Annotated in this window: 15 protein-coding genes and 2 pseudogenes; 11 read left to right on the top strand and 6 right to left on the bottom strand. The window is 73.4% G+C overall.

The window, feature by feature from the left end:
• Positions 1 to 42: 42 nt before the first annotated feature.
• Positions 43 to 1,119 carry a DMT family transporter gene (locus tag D6270_RS05005; RefSeq protein WP_109166552.1) on the bottom strand — a complete coding sequence of 359 codons (1,077 nt, stop codon included), beginning with the start codon at positions 1,117 to 1,119 and terminating at the stop codon, positions 43 to 45.
• Between D6270_RS05005 and D6270_RS05000 the strand changes: the two are divergent.
• From D6270_RS05000 to D6270_RS04985, 4 genes and pseudogenes are all read left to right on the top strand, one after another.
• A pseudogene (locus D6270_RS05000) lies at positions 1,118 to 2,566 on the top strand (PLP-dependent aminotransferase family protein); the annotation flags it as partial. The gene D6270_RS05005 and the pseudogene D6270_RS05000 sit on opposite strands and share 2 nt — an antisense overlap.
• Positions 2,567 to 3,079: 513 nt before the next feature.
• Entirely contained in the window at positions 3,080 to 3,655 is a 576-nt protein-coding gene (locus tag D6270_RS04995) for a histidine phosphatase family protein (protein WP_109167583.1), read from the top strand.
• A gap of 155 nt (positions 3,656 to 3,810) precedes the next feature.
• The gene (locus D6270_RS04990; protein WP_109166554.1) at positions 3,811 to 4,980 is read left to right on the top strand and encodes a serine hydrolase domain-containing protein; all 1,170 of its coding nucleotides are present in this window, start codon (positions 3,811 to 3,813) and stop codon (positions 4,978 to 4,980) included.
• Positions 4,981 to 5,055: 75 nt separating this feature from the next.
• A complete protein-coding gene (locus D6270_RS04985) occupies positions 5,056 to 5,553 on the top strand; it encodes a peptidylprolyl isomerase (RefSeq protein ID WP_109166555.1) in 498 nt (165 codons plus the stop codon).
• 96 nt (positions 5,554 to 5,649) lie between these two features.
• On the opposite strand, the gene D6270_RS04980 is transcribed toward D6270_RS04985, so the two are convergent.
• Positions 5,650 to 6,042, bottom strand: a complete 393-nt coding sequence (locus D6270_RS04980) for a DUF5997 family protein (protein WP_109166556.1) — start codon at positions 6,040 to 6,042, stop codon at positions 5,650 to 5,652.
• 90 nt (positions 6,043 to 6,132) lie between these two features.
• Here D6270_RS04980 and D6270_RS04975 point away from each other — a divergent pair, with 90 nt between their 5' ends.
• Positions 6,133 to 6,945, top strand: coding sequence for a LysR family transcriptional regulator substrate-binding protein (locus D6270_RS04975; RefSeq protein ID WP_109166557.1), 813 nt, complete (start codon positions 6,133 to 6,135; stop codon positions 6,943 to 6,945).
• Positions 6,946 to 7,141: 196 nt separating this feature from the next.
• The gene (locus tag D6270_RS04970) at positions 7,142 to 7,375 is read left to right on the top strand and encodes a hypothetical protein (protein WP_109166558.1); all 234 of its coding nucleotides are present in this window, start codon (positions 7,142 to 7,144) and stop codon (positions 7,373 to 7,375) included.
• A gap of 271 nt (positions 7,376 to 7,646) precedes the next feature.
• Here the strand turns inward: D6270_RS04970 and D6270_RS04960 are convergent.
• From D6270_RS04960 to D6270_RS04950, 3 genes and pseudogenes are all read right to left on the bottom strand, one after another.
• Positions 7,647 to 8,162, bottom strand: a pseudogene (locus D6270_RS04960) (AAA family ATPase); the annotation flags it as partial.
• A 369-nt stretch (positions 8,163 to 8,531) separates the two neighbouring features.
• Positions 8,532 to 9,530 carry a type I glyceraldehyde-3-phosphate dehydrogenase gene (gap, locus tag D6270_RS04955; protein ID WP_109166559.1) on the bottom strand — a complete coding sequence of 333 codons (999 nt, stop codon included), beginning with the start codon at positions 9,528 to 9,530 and terminating at the stop codon, positions 8,532 to 8,534.
• Between the two features lie 109 nt (positions 9,531 to 9,639).
• Positions 9,640 to 10,596 carry a GlxA family transcriptional regulator gene (locus tag D6270_RS04950; protein ID WP_109167584.1) on the bottom strand — a complete coding sequence of 319 codons (957 nt, stop codon included), beginning with the start codon at positions 10,594 to 10,596 and terminating at the stop codon, positions 9,640 to 9,642.
• Between the two features lie 111 nt (positions 10,597 to 10,707).
• Between D6270_RS04950 and argC the strand changes: the two genes are divergently transcribed.
• The 5 genes from argC (at position 10,708) to D6270_RS04925 (ending at position 15,675) form a co-directional block, all read left to right on the top strand.
• On the top strand, positions 10,708 to 11,736 hold the full coding sequence (gene argC, locus D6270_RS04945) for an N-acetyl-gamma-glutamyl-phosphate reductase (protein ID WP_109166560.1): 1,029 nt from the start codon (positions 10,708 to 10,710) through the stop codon (positions 11,734 to 11,736).
• Between the two features lie 88 nt (positions 11,737 to 11,824).
• A complete protein-coding gene (gene argJ / locus D6270_RS04940; protein ID WP_109166561.1) occupies positions 11,825 to 12,979 on the top strand; it encodes a bifunctional glutamate N-acetyltransferase/amino-acid acetyltransferase ArgJ in 1,155 nt (384 codons plus the stop codon).
• The gene (gene argB, locus D6270_RS04935; protein ID WP_109166562.1) at positions 12,976 to 13,905 is read left to right on the top strand and encodes an acetylglutamate kinase; all 930 of its coding nucleotides are present in this window, start codon (positions 12,976 to 12,978) and stop codon (positions 13,903 to 13,905) included. The genes argJ and argB overlap by 4 nt, the downstream gene beginning before the upstream one ends.
• On the top strand, positions 13,902 to 15,110 hold the full coding sequence (locus D6270_RS04930) for an acetylornithine transaminase (RefSeq protein WP_109166563.1): 1,209 nt from the start codon (positions 13,902 to 13,904) through the stop codon (positions 15,108 to 15,110). The genes argB and D6270_RS04930 overlap by 4 nt, the downstream gene beginning before the upstream one ends.
• Positions 15,111 to 15,135: 25 nt before the next feature.
• On the top strand, positions 15,136 to 15,675 hold the full coding sequence (locus D6270_RS04925; RefSeq protein WP_109166564.1) for an arginine repressor: 540 nt from the start codon (positions 15,136 to 15,138) through the stop codon (positions 15,673 to 15,675).
• A gap of 10 nt (positions 15,676 to 15,685) precedes the next feature.
• On the opposite strand, the gene D6270_RS04920 is transcribed toward D6270_RS04925, so the two are convergent.
• Entirely contained in the window at positions 15,686 to 16,390 is a 705-nt protein-coding gene (locus D6270_RS04920) for a L,D-transpeptidase family protein (RefSeq protein WP_109167585.1), read from the bottom strand.
• Positions 16,391 to 16,854 lie beyond the last annotated feature (464 nt).

Genomic DNA, 16,854 nt, shown 5'->3' with positions numbered 1-16,854 from the left:
CAGCCCCGGGGTGCCTCGATGTGGCGGTCCGTACCTCCCAGCCTATGACCGTACCGAACCGGTCTCCCGGGCCGCGCGCCGCTCGGCCCGGCTCCGGCGCCCCGTCCGCTGGGTGGCCGCGATGCACACCAGCACCGCCACCGCCGCGAGGGGAGCCGCCGCCGAGACCTCCTCGCCGAGCAGCAGGACGGACCACGCCAGCGTCAACAGCGGCTGCGCGAGCTGGAGTTGGCTGGCGCGGGGGACACCGATCTCGGCCATGCCCTTGTACCAGACGTAGAGGCCGAAGAAGGTCGATCCGGCGGCCACCCAGACCAGGCCGAGGACGCCGTGCGCGGTGAGGTGGACCGGCTCCAGCGGCAGAGCCACCGCGGTGCCCGCCACCGCGAACGGCAGGCACAGGATCAGCGCCCAGCCGATCACCTGCCACCCCGGCATCACCCGCGCCAGCCGGCCACCCTCGGTGTAGCCGGCCGCGCAGACGAGCAGCGCGCCGAACAGATACAGGTCGCCCGAGGTCAGGGAGCCGCCACCCTGCTGCACGGTGAAGCCGATGACGACGGCCGCCCCGGCGAGGGCCGCGACCCAGAACGTGACGGACGGGCGTTCGCCGGTACGGAGGGACCCCAGTACCGCCGTCGTCAGCGGCAGCAGCCCCACCACCACGGCCGCGTGCGAGGTGGTGGAGGTCTGGAGGGCGAGGGTCGTCAGCAGCGGGAACCCGACCACCACACCGCCCGCCACCACCGCGAGCCCGCCCCAGTGGCGGCGTGCGGGCACCGGCGCCCGGACGGCCAGCAGAAAGCAGCCCGCGATGAGGGCGGCGAGCGTGGAGCGCAGGGCGACGAGGGACCAGGGGCCGAAGCTCTCCAGGCCCCAGGCGGTGGAGGGGAAGGTCAGTGAGAAGGCCACGACGCCGAGTGCGGCGAGCAGCGTGCCACGGCGGGCGGGCGCCCGGGGGGTGTGCTGCGGCGCACCCGGGGCCGGGGCGGGGACCGGTTCCGGGGCCGTGGCCATGCCACGGGTCGGCGCCGAGACCGCGGTCGGCGTCGGTGAGGTCTCCATACCGGTGGTGACCGCTATCGGCCCCGACGTAGTAGCGCTATCCTCTGCTCTCATGCAAGAGCGTAGCAGCGTCACCGAACTGGTCACTTCCCTGCGGGGTGAGCTCAACCGCTACTCACCCGGTGGAAAGCTGCCGTCCAGCCGTGCGCTCGTCGAACGCTTCCGGGTCAGCCCCGTCACCGTCTCCCGCGCCATCGCGCAGCTCGCCGCCGAAGGGCTCGTCACCACCCGCCCCGGCTCCGGCGCCTTCCGGGCCGAACCCCGCGCCGAAGTGCCCGCCCCCGGCGACACCTCCTGGCAGGAGGTGTCGCTGAGCGGCGACGGCGGACCCGAGGTCGTGCCCCGTACGGTCGACGCCTCCGGGGTCCTGGCCACCCTCGCCGCACCGCCACCCGGCACCATCGAGTTCAACGGCGGCTACCTCCACGCCGACCTCCAGCCCGAACGGGCCCTCTCCGCCGCCCTCGCCCGGGCCGGCCGCCGCCCGGGCGCCTGGGGCCGCCCGCCCACCGACGGGCTGCCCGAACTGCGGTCCTGGTTCGCCCGCGAGATCGGCCCGGCCCTCTCCGGCGCCGACGTCCTCATCACCGCAGGTGGCCAGAGCGCCCTGGCCACCGCGCTGCGGGCCCTCGCCCCGCCCGGCGCCCCGGTCCTCGTGGAGTCGCCCACCTACCCCGGCATGCTCGCGGTCGCCCGCGCCACGGGGCTGCGCCCGGTCCCCGTTCCGATGGACGCCGACGGGGTCCGGCCCGAACTGCTCGCCGACGCGTTCCGCGCCACGGGCGCCCGGGTCTTCGTCACCCAGCCGCTCTTCCAGAACCCGACCGGGGCCACTCTCGCCCCCGCCCGCCGCCCCGAGGTCCTGGCGATTGCCCGTGCGGCCGGGGCGTTCGTCATCGAGGACGACTTCGCCCGCCGGCTCGTCCACGAGGACGCCGGACCGCTCCCGGCACCGCTGGCCGCCGAGGACCCCGACGGGGTGGTCGTCCACGTCTGCTCGCTCACCAAGGTCACCTCGCCCAGCCTCCGGGTCGGCGCCCTGGCCGCCCGGGGCCCCGTCCTCGAACGCCTCCGGGCCATCCAGGTCGTCGACAGCTTCTTCGTACCGAGGCCGCTCCAGGAGGCCGCGCTCGAACTCGTCGGCTCCCCTTCCTGGGGCCGCCACCTGGCCTCGGTGGCGGGGGAGCTGCGGACCCGCCGTACGGTGATGGCCGCCGCCCTCCGCGCCGAACTGCCCGCCTTCGCCCTGCTCCACGTCCCGGCGGGCGGCGGCAGCCTCTGGCTCCGCATCCCGGCGACCGGCGCGGGCACGGGTCCCGACGAGGCGGCCGTCGCCGCAGCCGCCCTCCGCGCCTCGGTCGCCATCGCCCCGGGCAGCCCGTACTTCTGCGCCGAACCCCCGGCCGGCCACGTACGGCTGAGCTTCGCGGCGGTCTCGGGGGCGGCCGAGATCGCGGAGGGCGTACGCCGGTTGCGTACCGCGTGGGAGGGGGTGCGGGGGTGGGGGAGCCCGGCGGGTTGCGGGGCGCGGGTGCGTCCGGCGGCTGATCGCGGCCCCGGTACGTGTCCGGCGTGCGACCGGCCCCACAGCCGCCCGGCGGCCGATGGCGTCGGGGTCGCCTTCTGCCTCTCGCCCCAGCTCCGGTGCCCGGCCCACGGTCTGGCGCCCACCGCCACCGCGCCAGGCCCCCACGGCACGCGGTGCCCCTCACCACCGCGCCCGGGCCACGCGGCCTCCGGCCCAAGCTCCAAGGCTTGGTCCCACGGCCTTCGCCCCCGGCTCACGGTCGTTGGCGCCCGGCCCGCGCCCTGAGGCCCACCGCGACCAACCACTGCCCACGGCCTGCGGCCCATGATCCTCCGCCCCCGGCCCACGGTCTGCGCGCCCGGCCCACGACCGCCACCGGCCACTGCCCCCGGCCTCCCGCTCCCGCCCCACCCACGCCCCCCGAACCGATGCCCTCTTGACCGGACACGCGTTCGGCACCACCATCCGGCCATGACGCATCCGGCCATGACGCAGCGGGTCACCCTGGTCGCGGCGGCGCGTACCTCGCCGCGCCTGGCCGAGCGCTTCGACGACGACCGGCCCCTCGACCACGCCGGCTGGCACGAGGTGCAGCTCGTCGCCCACACCCTCGTCGCGCTCGGGGCTGCCGAGCTGCGGTACTGCTCGCCCACCCCACGCAGCCGCGCCACCGGCGACGCGCTCGGCTACGCGCCGATGGCCCAGCCCGCCCTGCGCGACTGTGACATGGGCCGCTGGCGCGGGATGACCCTGGCCGAGGTCGCCGCCCGGGAACCGGCCGCCGTGGAGGCGTGGTTCGCCGACCCGGGCGGCTCCCCGCACGGCGGGGAGTCCCTCCTCACCTTCATCGGGCGGGTCGGGAGCTGGCTGGACACCCGCCCGGCCTGCGACGGGTTCATCGTCGCGGTCGCCGAACCCGCCGTGGTCCGTGCGGCCCTCGTCTACGCGCTGAACGTGCCGCCGACGGCGTACTGGAACATCGATGTCCGCCCGCTCTCCACGATCACGCTCGCCGGTTCGCCCGGCCGCTGGAGCCTGAGCCTGGAATCCGGCATCCACTGACCCCAGGCCGGTCCCCGACACCGACCTCGACCCCGCCCCCGACCCCGACCCCGGTCGGCACCTGCCCACCCGGCCACCCACCTACCCTTCCCTCCCGTCCGACCAGTCGGTACGTTGCAGGGACGCCGGTCCCGCGACGTACCGAAGGAGCCCACGTGACCCGGATCCACGGCCACTGCGACGACCGGTTCGCCGGGGTCCGGGACGCCTTCGAGGAGAACTTCACGGCCCGCGGCGAACTGGGCGCGGCGGTCACCGTCCTCGCCGGCGGCGTCCCCGTGGTGGACCTCTGGGGCGGCTGGGCCGACGAGGCCCGCAGCCACCCCTGGGAGCGGGACACCCTGGTCAACGTCTGGTCCACGAGCAAGGGCCCCACCGCGCTCTGCGCCCACATCCTCGCCGACCGGGGCCTCCTCGACCTGGATGCCCCCGTGGCCGCGTACTGGCCGGAGTTCGCGGCGAACGGGAAGGAGGCCGTCCTCGTACGCCATCTTCTCTCGCACCGCTCCGGGGTCGCCGGGATCGACGTACCGCACACCCTCGACGAGCTGTACGACTGGGAGCTGACCTGCGCCCGGCTCGCCGCCACCGCACCCATGTGGGAGCCGGGGACCCGGTCCGGCTACCACGCGATCTCGTACGGGTTCCTCGTCGGCGAGGTGGTCCGCCGGGTCACCGGCGTGCTGCCGGGGGAGTTCCTGCGGCAGGAGATCACCGGCCCGCTCGGCATCGACTTCACCTTCGGCCTCCCGGAGAAGGAGACCCACCGGCTCGCCGAACTCGTCCAGGAACGTACCGACCGCGCCGCCCAGGCCGCTCTCCTGGCCCGGATGGAGCCGGTCGCCGTCGCCTCCCTGCTCAACCCGCCCACCGGCCGGGCCGCCGCCAACACGCCCGCCTGGCGCGCCGCCGAGATCCCCGCCGCCAACGGCCACGGCACCGCCCGCGCGGTCGCCGCGCTCTACGGCATCCTCGCCGGGCGCGGCACGATCGACGGCCGCCGCATCCTCTCCGAACGGGCCGCCGAACGCGTCCGCGAGAGCCAGGGCGCCTGCCGCGACCTCGTCCTCGGCGACGCCTTCGCCCAGGAGACGGAGATCGCCCTCGGTCTCTGGCTGAGCGGCCCCAACCGCTCCTACGGGCCCAACCCGCGGGCGATGGGCCACGACGGCGCGGGCGGCTCCTGCGGGCTGGCCGACCCGGAAGCGGGGATCGCCCTCGGGTACGTCATGAACCGCATGGGCTCGGGCGTGGCCGACGATCCCCGCAAGACGGCCCTGGTCGAAGCGGTCTACGCGGCCCTCGGGGACACGGCCCGGGGGTGAGCGGAACGCAACATTCCACACCGCCGACCCAACCCGGGTTTCGCCTGCGGTTGCCAGGAATGTGAGGATGTCACCATGACAACCAAGGTCTACTTCGACATCACCATCGACGACGCGCCCGCAGGGCGGATCACGTTCAACCTGTTCGACGACGTCGTCCCCAAGACGACGGAGAACTTCCGCGCGCTCGCCACCGGTGAGAAGGGCTTCGGCTACGCCGGCTCGTCCTTCCACCGCGTCATCACCGACTTCATGCTCCAGGGCGGGGACTTCACCCGCGGTGACGGCACCGGCGGCAAGAGCATCTACGGCGAGAAGTTCGCCGACGAGAACTTCAAGCTCAAGCACGACCGCGTCGGCCTGCTCTCGATGGCCAACGCCGGCCCGAACACCAACGGCTCGCAGTTCTTCATCACCACGGTGCTCACCCCGTGGCTGGACGGCAAGCACGTGGTCTTCGGTGAGGTCGCCGACGAGGACAGCCTGGCCCTGGTCCGCAAGATCGAGGCGCTCGGCTCCTCCAGCGGCCGCACCCGCGCCAAGGTCACCATCGCCGAGTCCGGCGTTCTCTGACCGGAGCGGGCCTCCAGGCCCGGCACTCCCGGAACACGGGAAGCCCGGCCGACGCGATGCGTCGGCCGGGCTTCCCGGTATCTCAGCCGCTCGCGGTCAGTTCGCCTGGGCAGCGCGCTCCGCGTTGCGCTCCTTGATGCGGGCGGCCTCCTTGCGGACCTCCGCCTGAGTGGCCCGCTCCTTCTGGAGCCACTCGGGCATCTCGTCCTTCAGGGCGTCGATCTGCTCGGTGGTGAGGGCATCGGTGACCCCGCCGCGGGCGAGCCCCGCGATGGAGATGCCGAGCTTCACCGCGACCACCGGACGGGGGTGCGGCCCGGTGCGGCGCAGCTCCACCAGCCAGGCGGGCGGGTCGGTCTGGAGGGCGTTGAGCTCGGTGCGCGAGACGGCACCCTCCTGGAACTCGGCGGGGGTGGCCTGGAGGTACACACCCAGCTTCTTCGCCGCGGTGGCGGGCTTCATGGTCTGGGCGGTCTTGTGCGACGTCATGGGTCCAGGGTATCGACCATGGGACATACCTCCGACCACTCACCGCCGACCGGGGCGGGCCGGTGGCGACCCGGCCGGTAGCCTGGTTCCGTGACAGGCTCGGACACCCCCTCATCCTTCAGGCTCGCGTACGTCCCCGGCGTGACGCCCACCAAGTGGGTGAGGGTCTGGCACGAGCGGCTGCCCGGCACCCCCCTGGAGCTCGTCCAGGTCCCCGCGGCCGAGGCCTCGCGGCTGCTGGCGGACGGCGGGGCGGAGGCCGGTCTCGTACGGCTGCCGGTCGACCGGGACGTCCTCAGCGCGATCCCCCTCTACACCGAGACGACCGTCGTCGTGATCCCCAAGGACCACGTCGCCACGGCGGCCGAAGAGGTGACGCTCGCCGACCTGGCCGACGAGATCGTCCTGCACCCCCTAGACGACCTCCTCGACTGGGACAGGCTTCCCGGCCGCCCCGCGCTCGAGCGCCCGGCCACCACGGCGGACGCGATCGAACTGGTGGCGGCGGGCGTCGGCGTCCTCCTCGTCCCGCAGTCCCTGGCCCGCCTGCACCACCGCAAGGACCTCACCTACCGCCCGGTCCTGGAGGCCCCCGAGTCCCGCGTCGCCCTGTCGTGGCCGCAGGAGGACCCGACTCCGGACCTGGTGGAGGAGTTCATCGGAATCGTCCGGGGGCGCACGGTCAACAGCACCCGGGGCCGCGTCGCCACCCCGCCGCAGCCGTCGGCCAAGGAGAAGGCGAAGGCCAAGCGGGCGGCGACGGGCACCGGCTCCGGCCGCAAGCCCGCACCCGGCGGCAAGCAGTCCGGTACGGGCCGCCGCGCGGGCGCGCCCAAGGGAGGCAGGTCCGGCCAGCCGGGTGCCAAGACGCCCGGCAAACGCGGAAAGCCGCGCGGCCGGTAGGCCGGGGCCGCCCCCGGCCCCGGTGCGCGTACCCCGTTACGTCGAGGCCCTCCGCTCCCGTACGCGTGCCCCGGCACATCCGCCCCCTCGCTCCCGTACGCAAACCCATGCACCACCCCGGCCCACCTCATCGCGACCCACCCCACCCCCGCCATCCCTTCGCATCCGTGTCCCGACGTTCCGTCCGGCCGATCCCGTGGACGGCGTCCCAGCAGCTCAGGGCCCGGCACCGGCTTCGCGGCGACGCCGGGCCCAGCAGGCCGCCGAGGCGGTCGCGCCGCTCGCGGTCGTCAACCTCGGCCTGAGCATCGCGCAGGCGACGAAGGTCCAGGGCTGGCTGAAGCGCTCGTACGGCTACACCGGCGCGATCGACGGCACCGCCGTACCGGGCACCCGGGCCGCGTGCAAGCGCCTGGCCGACCTCCTCTGATCCGGTAGGGAGCAGCCTCTCCCGGGGGGCTTCGGCCGGTGACGAGAGGACCGGGAGGGGCGTCGCGACGGGGGTCGCCGATCGCACGGTCCACGGGGGAGCGGACCGTTCCGCGCTCTTCATGACGGCCCGTTCGGAGAGGCCGTCGCCGAGGTGGTCCTCACCCCGCTCGCCTGCGCCGTGCTTGCCGCACCGGCGCTGATCGCCCGCCTGAGCTGGTCCTTCGACCCGCGGTTGACCCTGGCTTGGGCCGGACTCTTCGGTCTCTTCCTCTGACGGCCCCAGCGATCCGCCGCGCCGCCTCCGCCGGTGTGAGGTGCGTCGTGTCGACGACCTCCGCCTCGCTGTGCAGCCACGTGCGGGCCGCCTCCGCGTACGGCTCCAGGTACTTGAGGCGGAATGCGGAGGGGCCCATGTCGGTGTCCCCCTCGATCCGGGTGCGGAGCGTGTCCTGGTCGGCATGGAGCACGAAGTGCCTTACCGGGATGCCGTGTTGGGCGAGGCCCGCGCTGATCTCGCGCCAGTACGCCTCGACCAGGACCGTCATGGGCATCACCAGGGTGCCGCCGGTGTAGTCGAGTACGTGGCGGGCGGTCTCGACCACGAGCGGCCGCCACGGCGGCCAGTGCTGGAAGTTGTCCGTCCCGGGCAGCCCGGGCTTGATGTCCATGAGCGTCTCGCCGACCTTCTCGGCGTCGAACACCCGTGAATCCGGGATCAGTTGCCGGACCAGTGCGCTGGTCGTCGTCTTGCCCGCGCCGTGGGTGCCGTTGAGCCATACGATCATGGGCCCACGCTATCGCCGTACGAAAAGGCCCGGGCGAGTCACCGGGCTCTGCCGACGGCACGCCGGAACCTAGCGCGGAGGGCGCGCGCCCAGGCGACGTCGGCTGCTTCGTCGGAGAGCCGTCATCCCGCGCCGCGCCGGTCCGCTGCTCCGCGTCCCTGTGCGCGTCTCCGCGGAACGCGACGGCGTCCTCCCCGATCCCGACCACCTCCGGGAGGGTGTCCAGGGCCTTGTCGGACTGCTCGTGCGGCAGGGTGAGACAGATGTACGAGACGCCGCTCCGGCCGACCGGTGATCAACCTGCCTCCGGGTCTGCCGATCGGACGGAGTACCGGAACCAGCCCGCAGGCGCGGTGAGGAGGGCCCCGGTCAGCCGGCGGCGAGGAGTGCGAGCGTGTCGATCACACGGTTCGAGAAGCCCCACTCGTTGTCGTACCAGGCGACCACCTTCACATGGCGGCCGTCGACGCGGGTGAGCGCCGAGTCGAAGATCGACGAGGCGGGGTTGCCCGTGATGTCGGACGACACGAGCGCGTCGTCCGAGTATTCGAGTACGCCCGCGAGCGGGCCCTGCGCCGCGGCGCGGTACGCCTCCAGCACGTCATCGCGCGTCACGTCGCGCGCGACGGTCGTGTTGAGTTCGACGATCGACCCGACCGGGACCGGTACGCGGATCGAGTCGCCCGACAGCTTGCCGTCGAGGTTCGGCAGCACGAGGCCGATCGCCTTGGCGGCGCCGGTCGTGGTCGGCACGATGTTGACGGCGGCCGCGCGGGCGCGGCGGGCGTCGCGGTGCGGGCCGTCCTGGAGGTTCTGCTCCTGCGTGTAGGCGTGCACCGTCGTCATGAAGCCGTGCTCGATGCCGGCCAGATCGTCCAGCACCTTGGCCAGCGGCGCGAGCGCGTTGGTCGTGCAGGAGGCGTTCGACACGATCGTGTGGGCGGCCGGGTCGTACGCGTCGGTGTTGACCCCGAACGCGAGGGTGACGTCGGCGCCGGTCGCCGGTGCGCTGATCAGCACCTTCTTCGCCCCCGCGTCGAGGTGCGCACGGGCGGCCTCGGCCGAGGTGAAGCGGCCGGTCGCCTCCAGCACGATGTCGACGCCGAGCCGGGCCCACGGCAGCTGCGCCGGTTCGCGCTCGGCGAGCACGGTGATGCGGTGGCCGTCCACGACCAGGGTGTCCCCGTCGACGGTGACCGGGCGGCCGAGCCGTCCGGCCGTGCTGTCGAAGGCGAGCAGCCGCGCCAGCGTGCCGGGCTCCGTGAGGTCGTTGACGGCGACGACCTCCAGGCCGCTGTCGCGCTCCAGCAGCGCGCGCAGCACATTGCGTCCGATGCGGCCGAATCCGTTGATGGCGATGCGGGTCATGAGTGGTGGTGTCCCTTCCGGTCCCTGCGGGTTCGCCACCAGGTTCTCGCGCGCCGTCCGCCGTCGACAGCGGCGTGATCGCCACGGTCCGAAAGGATCGCGCCAGGCTCTAGTCGCCCGGGGCGAAGGTCCGCCGGTACTCGCTCGGCGTCGTCCCGAGGATGCGCTGGAAGTGCAGCCGCAGATTGGCGCCGGTGCCGAGACCGACGTCGGCGGCGATCTGTTCGATGCCCCGCTCCGAACGCTCCAGCAGCTCACGGGCCACGTCGATACGGGCCCGCATGACCCACTGCATCGGCGTGTACCCGGTGTCCTCGACGAAGCGCCGCGAGAGCGTACGCGGCGAGACCGCCGCGTGCCGGGCGAGGGTGTCGAGGGTGAGGTGCTCGGCGAGCCGGTGCAGCGCCCACTCCCGGGTGGCGGCGAACCGCTCGCCGAGCGGTTCGGGCACACTGCGCGGCACGTACTGCGCCTGACCGCCGCTGCGGTAGGGGGCCGCCACCAGCCGCCGCGCCGCATGGTTCGACGCGGCGACCCCCAGATCACCCCGGAGGATGTGCAGGCACAGGTCGATACCCGAAGCGGCCCCGGCCGAGGTCAGCACGGTGCCCTCGTCGACGAAGAGGACGTTCTCGTCGACCCGGACGAGCGGGTGCCTCGCCGCGAGCGCCCGTGTGTAGTGCCAGTGCGTCGTGGCCCGCCTGCCGTCGAGGAGCCCCGTGGCGGCGAGCGCGAAGGCCCCCGTGGAGATGGCCGCGAGCCGGGCGCCGCGACGGTGGGCGGCGATCAGCGCGTCGACGACGGCCGGCGGCGGGTCGTCACGGTCCGGGTGCCGGTAGCCGGGTACGAAGACGATGTCGGCCCACACGAGCGCCTCGACCCCGTGGGCGACGTCGTACGACAGCCCGTCCCCACCGGCCACGAGACCGGGCGCCGCCCCGCACACCCGCACCTCGTACGGCATGCTCGCACGGGTCGTGAACACCTGTGCGGGGATCCCGACATCGAGGGGCTTCGCGCCTTCGAGCACGAGGACGGCGACGTGGTACGGGGGTGAGCCGGGCACGGGGAAGAGGGTACGCGGGGCGGGGGCACCGGCCCCGTTCCGCACACCGGGCACTGATTGCATAAAAGTGCAGCGCTGCGTATAGTCATGCCATCGACGAGGAGGGTTCCGATGGTGGTACGCGCAGCGGTGGCAGGGGCGAGCGGATACGCCGGCGGTGAGCTGCTCCGCCTTCTGCTGGTGCACCCCGGCGTCGAGATCGGGGCCCTCACCGGGCACTCCAACGCCGGGCAGACGCTCGGCTCGCTCCAGCCTCATCTGCGGCCGCTGGCCGGACGGGTGCTGGAGCCCACCACCGCCGACGTCCTCGCCGGGCACGACGTGGTCTTCCTCGCCCTGCCGCACGGGCAGTCCGCCGCCGTCGCCGAGCAGCTCGGGGACGAGGTCCTCGTGGTCGACATGGGGGCCGACTTCCGGCTGAAGGACGCGGGGGACTGGGAGAGGTTCTACGGGTCCCCGCACGCCGGGACCTGGCCCTACGGGCTGCCCGAGCTGCCGGGCGGGCGGGCCGGGCTCGCCGGGTCGAAGCGGATCGCGGTGCCGGGGTGCTATCCGACCGCCGTGTCCCTCGCGCTCTTCCCGGCGTACGCGGCGGGGCTCGCCGAGCCGGAGGCCGTCATCGTCGCCGCGTCCGGCACCTCCGGGGCGGGCAAGGCGGCCAAGCCCCATCTGCTCGGCTCCGAGGTGATGGGCAACATGACCCCGTACGGCGTCGGCGGCGGTCACCGCCACACGCCCGAGATGATCCAGAACCTCAGCGCCGCCGCCGGGCAGCCGGTCACCGTCTCCTTCACGCCCACCCTCGCCCCCATGCCGCGCGGCATCCTCGCCACGTGCAGCGCGAAGGCGACGCCCGGAGTGAGCGCGGAGGGCCTGCGGGCGGTGTACGAGAAGGCGTTCGCGGACGAGCCGTTCGTGGACCTCCTGCCCGAGGGGCAGTGGCCCGCCACCGCCGCGGTGTACGGCTCCAACGCCGTACAGGTGCAGGTCGCCCACGACGAGGCCGCCGGACGGATCGTCGTCATCTGTGCCATCGACAATCTCGCCAAGGGCACCGCGGGCGGCGCCCTGCAGAGCATGAACATCGCCCTCGGGCTCCCCGAGGACACCGGGCTCACGACGATCGGAGTCGCTCCGTGAGCGACGAGCGCGCAGCCGCCGGGCTGCGGAGGGCCAGGAATGCCGCGCCGCCGCGCAGCGCGGCCGGAGAAGCGAACAAGGAGATGCAGTGAGCGTCACGGCAGCACAGGGATTCTCGGCGGCGGGCATCGCCGCGGGGATCAAGGAGAGCGGTAACCCGGACCTGGCCCTCGTGGTCAACAACGGGCCTCGTCGCGCCGCCGCGGGCGTCTTCACCTCCAACCGCGTCAAGGCCGCGCCGGTGCTCTGGTCCGAGCAGGTCCTCAAGGGCGGCGAGGTCACCGCCGTCGTCCTCAACTCCGGCGGCGCCAACGCCTGTACGGGACCCAAGGGATTCCAGGACACCCACGCCACGGCGGAGAAGGTCGCCGAGGTGCTGGAGGGGCACAGCGCGGGAGAGGTGGCCGTCGCCTCCACCGGGCTCATCGGGCTCCTGCTCCCCATGGACAAGCTCCTCCCCGGCATCGAGAAGGCCGCCGCCGCCCTCAGCGAGCACGGTGGCGAGAAGGCCGCCATCGCCATCAAGACCACCGACACCGTGCACAAGACGGCCGTCGCGGGCGGCGAGGGATGGACCGTCGGCGGCATGGCCAAGGGCGCGGGCATGCTCGCCCCGGGCCTCGCCACCATGCTCGTCGTCCTCACCACCGACGCCGATGTGGCAGCCCCACAGTTGGACGCCGCCCTGCGCGAGGCCACCCGGACCACCTTCGACCGGATCGACTCCGACGGCTGCATGTCCACCAACGACACCGTGCTGCTGCTCGCCTCCGGCGCCTGCGGCATCACCCCGGAGCAGGGCGAGTTCGCCGAGGCCGTCCGGGCCGTCTGCGCGGACCTCGCCCGGCAGCTCATCGGGGACGCCGAGGGCGCCTCCAAGGACATCCGGATCGAGGTGATCAACGCGGCCACCGAGGACGACGCCGTCGAGGTCGGCCGGTCCATCGCCCGTAACAACCTCCTCAAGTGCGCCATCCACGGAGAGGACCCCAACTGGGGCCGTGTCCTCTCCGCGATCGGCACGACGAAGGCGGCCTTCGAGCCGGACCAGCTCAACGTCGCCATCAACGACGTCTGGGTCTGCAAGAACGGCGGCGTGGGGGAGGACCGCGACCTCGTCGACATGCGCTACCGGGAGGTCAAGGTCACCGCCGACCTCGCGGCGGGCACCGAGTCCGCCGTCATCTGGGCCAACGACCTCACCGCGGACTACGTCCACGAGAACAGCGCGTACAGCTCATGAGCGCCGCGCGGAAGCACACCGCACTCCCGAAGGCGCAGATCCTCATCGAGGCGCTGCCCTGGCTGACCCGGCACAACGGCAAGACCGTCGTCATCAAGTTCGGCGGCAACGCCATGATCGACGAGGAGCTGAAGGCCGCCTTCGCCCAGGACGTCGTCTTCCTGCGCCAGGCCGGTCTCAAGCCCGTCGTCGTGCACGGCGGCGGCCCGCAGATCAGCGCCCAACTCGACAAGCAGGGCCTGGTCAGCGAGTTCAAGGCCGGGCTGCGGGTCACCACCCCCGAGGCGATGGACGTCGTACGGATGGTGCTCGCCGGACAGGTCCAGCGCGAGCTGGTCGGCCTCCTCAACCAGCACGGCCCCCTCGCCGTCGGCATGACCGGCGAGGACGCCCACACCATCACCGCCACCCAGCACCGGCCCACCATCGACGGCGAGTCCGTCGACATCGGCCGGGTCGGTGAGATCACCGCCATCGACATCGGGGCCATCCAGGCGCTGCTGGACGACGGCCGTATCCCGGTCGTCTCCTCCATCGCCCGCTCCGCCGACGACCACCACGTCTACAACGTCAACGCCGACACCGCGGCCGCCGCGCTCGCCGCCGCCCTGAACGCCGAGACGCTGATGGTCCTCACCGATGTCGAGGGTCTGTACGAGGACTGGCCCCACAGCGACGACGTCATCAGCCGGCTCACCGCCACCCAGCTGGAGAAGCTGCTGCCCGAGCTGTCCAGCGGCATGGTCCCCAAGATGCAGGGCTGCCTGCACGCCGTACGCAACGGCGTCGAGACCGCCCGTGTCATCGACGGCCGGGTCCAGCACTCGATCCTGCTGGAGATCTTCACCGACGAGGGCATCGGCACGATGGTCGTGCCGGACGCCCCCATCGACGTACACACAGGGCCTGAACAGGGGGAATCATGACCGGCACCGGAACCGACACCGGACTCACCTCGCGCTGGCAGGGCGCGCTGATGGACAACTACGGTACGCCGCAGCTGTCGCTCGTCCGCGGTGAGGGCGCCCACGTCTGGGGCGCGGACGGCACCCGGTACCTCGACTTCGTCGGCGGCATCGCGGTCAACGCCCTCGGCCACGCCCACCCCGCCGTCGTCGAGGCCGTCTCCACCCAGATCGCCTCCCTCGGCCACGTGTCGAACCTGTTCGTCGCCGAACCGCCGGTCGCCCTCGCCGAGCGACTGCTCCAGCTCTTCGGCCGCCCGGGCCGGGTCTTCTTCGCCAACTCCGGCGCCGAGGCCAACGAAGCGGCCTTCAAGATCGGCCGGCTCACCGGGCGCACCCACATGGTCGCCACCGACGGAGGCTTCCACGGCCGGACCATGGGCGCGCTCGCCCTCACCGGCCAGCCCGGCAAACGGGAGCCGTTCCTCCCCCTGCCCGGTGACGTCACGCATGTGCCGTACGGGGACGTGGACGCGCTGCGCGCGGCCGTGACCACCGACACCGCGCTCGTGGTCATCGAGCCGGTCCAGGGCGAGAACGGGGTCGTCGTCCCGCCCAAGGGCTATCTGGAGGCGGCCAGGGAGATCACCCGGGCCACCGGCACCCTGCTCGTCCTGGACGAGGTCCAGACCGGGATCGGGCGGTGCGGCCAGTGGTTCGAGCACCAGGCCCACCAGGGAGTGGAGCCGGACCTCGTCACCCTCGCCAAGGGGCTCGGCGGCGGGCTGCCGATCGGCGCGACCGTCGCGTTCGGCCCGGCCGCCGACCTGCTGAAGCCGGGTCACCACGGCACCACGTTCGGCGGCAACCCGGTCGCCTGCGCGGCCGGACTCGCCGTCCTGGACACCCTCGCCGCCGACGGAGCCCTCGACCAGGTCAAGCGGCTCGGCGAGAGGATCCGCGACGGCGTGGAGGCGCTGGGACACCCGCTGGTCTCCCATGTCCGTGGCAGCGGCCTGCTGCTGGGTATCGTGCTCACCGGACCCCTCGCACCGCAGGTGCAGCAGGCGGCCCAGGGAGCCGGCCTCCTGGTGAACGCACCCGCCCCCGACGTCGTACGGCTCATGCCGCCGCTGATCATCGGTGACGCGGAGGTGGACGCGTTCCTGGAGATCCTGCCGAGCGCTCTCGACGCGGCACACGGGGACGGACGATCCGGAGCATGACCCTCCGGAGAATGAGGCGACGACGATGACCGAGGCGCAGCAGGAGACCGACCACGGCGGGCCCTCCGTGCCGCAGACCCGCACCGCCCGCCACCGCCGGATCGTGGACATCCTGAACCGGCAGCCGGTCCGCTCGCAGAGCCAGCTGGCCAAGCTCCTCGCCGACGACGGGCTGAGCGTCACCCAGGCGACGCTCTCCCGCGACCTCGACGAGCTGGGCGCGGTGAAGATCCGCAACACCGGCGGCGAGCTGATCTACGCGGTGCCGAGCGAGGGCGGATTCCGCACCCCGCAGGCGCCGCTGGGCGGCTCGGCCAAGGAGGAGCGGATGCGCAGGCTCTCGGCCGAACTGCTCATCTCGGCGGAAGCCTCGGCCAACCTGGTGGTGCTCCGTACGCCGCCGGGCGCCGCCCAGTTCCTCGCCTCGGCCATCGACCAGGCCGAACTGCACGACATCCTCGGCACGATCGCGGGCGACGACACGCTGATGCTCATCAGCCGCGACCCGAGCGGCGGCCAGGCGCTCGCCGATCACCTGCTGAGGCTCGCTCAGAACGACCGCTGAACCGTTCCGTTCAGTACCGCGTGATCGCGGTCGGGCCCGAGCTGGTCCCGACCGCGATGTGCGGCCGCCGCTCCGGGGCCGCCCAGGCCAGGATCTCGGCCATGGCCTCCGCCGGGACCGAGACGCACCCGGCCGTCGCCCCGCGCCCGTCGACGTGCAGGAAGATCCCGGCGCCCCGGTTGCGTACGGGCCTCTCGTAGTTGAAACCGATGACCAGCGCGCGGGCGTACTGCGTGCCGTAGGTGACCAGGTGCTCGGCCTCGTCCGCCCGGCAGTCGGCGGGGCGCGGTTCCACCCAGCGGTTGTACGCGCGCGAGGCGTTGTCCTGGCACCACCAGGAGTCGTCGTTCACCTTGCGGTAGGGATAGGTGGTCCCGGCCGGGGCGTCCTCGATGCCGAAGGCGTAGGGCAGGTCGTACAGGCCGGTCGGCGTGGTGCTGGTGCCCTGCTCGCGGGTGGCGCCCTCGGCCAGCCCGTTCGCCCCGAACCTCGCGGGCGCGGACCCGGCCGCCACCCACCGGCCCCCGCGCCGCTCCCACCAGGTCACCGTGCCGGTGGTGGAGGCGGTGTCCGGGGCCTCGGCGGTGATGAGCTGGGAGCCGCCACCGGTGTCCGCCAGCCGGTCCGGGAGCGACGGGGTGTCGGAGGGCCCGGCCCCGAGGGAGCCGAGGGCCAGGGTGAGGAGTACGGCGAAGGTCAGCAGAGGTCGGCGCATGCTCCGGACCGTACGGCGGCCGGCACCGCCGCCCCACCGGACCTGCTCCGTACGGCCCAGCGGCCGCCCCGCCCGAGGTGTGCCGACGCCCGGCGGGCCCACCGCGATCCGGTGCGCCGGCCGGTACGTGGCCCGGTCCTGGTGGGCCGTCAGCGCCACGGCGTCCGCCGCCGGAACCTCCCGCGGGGCGCGTTCCGGCAGGGACCGGGCGAAACCGCCCCCGGGTGCGGCGCGACAGCAGCAGGATCAGCTCGGCGAAGGGGGAGCAGTTCGCTCCCGGGCAGCCCGGCCGGCAGCACCCGGGCCCGGTCACGCACCGGCCCCGCCCGGCCGGAGCACCGCACCACCAGCAGCGAGCGCAACTCCGGTGCGGTCCGGGCCTCCTCGCGCACCCGCTCCACGGCCCTCAGGGTCTCCCCGTCGCATCCGTCCACCGTGTCCCCCGCCCCGTGATCAGGTGCCGA

The sequence above is a fragment of the Streptomyces griseus subsp. griseus genome, from assembly GCF_003610995.1.
In the GTDB taxonomy this organism is placed as follows: Bacteria; Actinomycetota; Actinomycetes; order Streptomycetales; family Streptomycetaceae; genus Streptomyces.
This window is presented reverse-complemented; position numbering and strand designations above follow the sequence as displayed.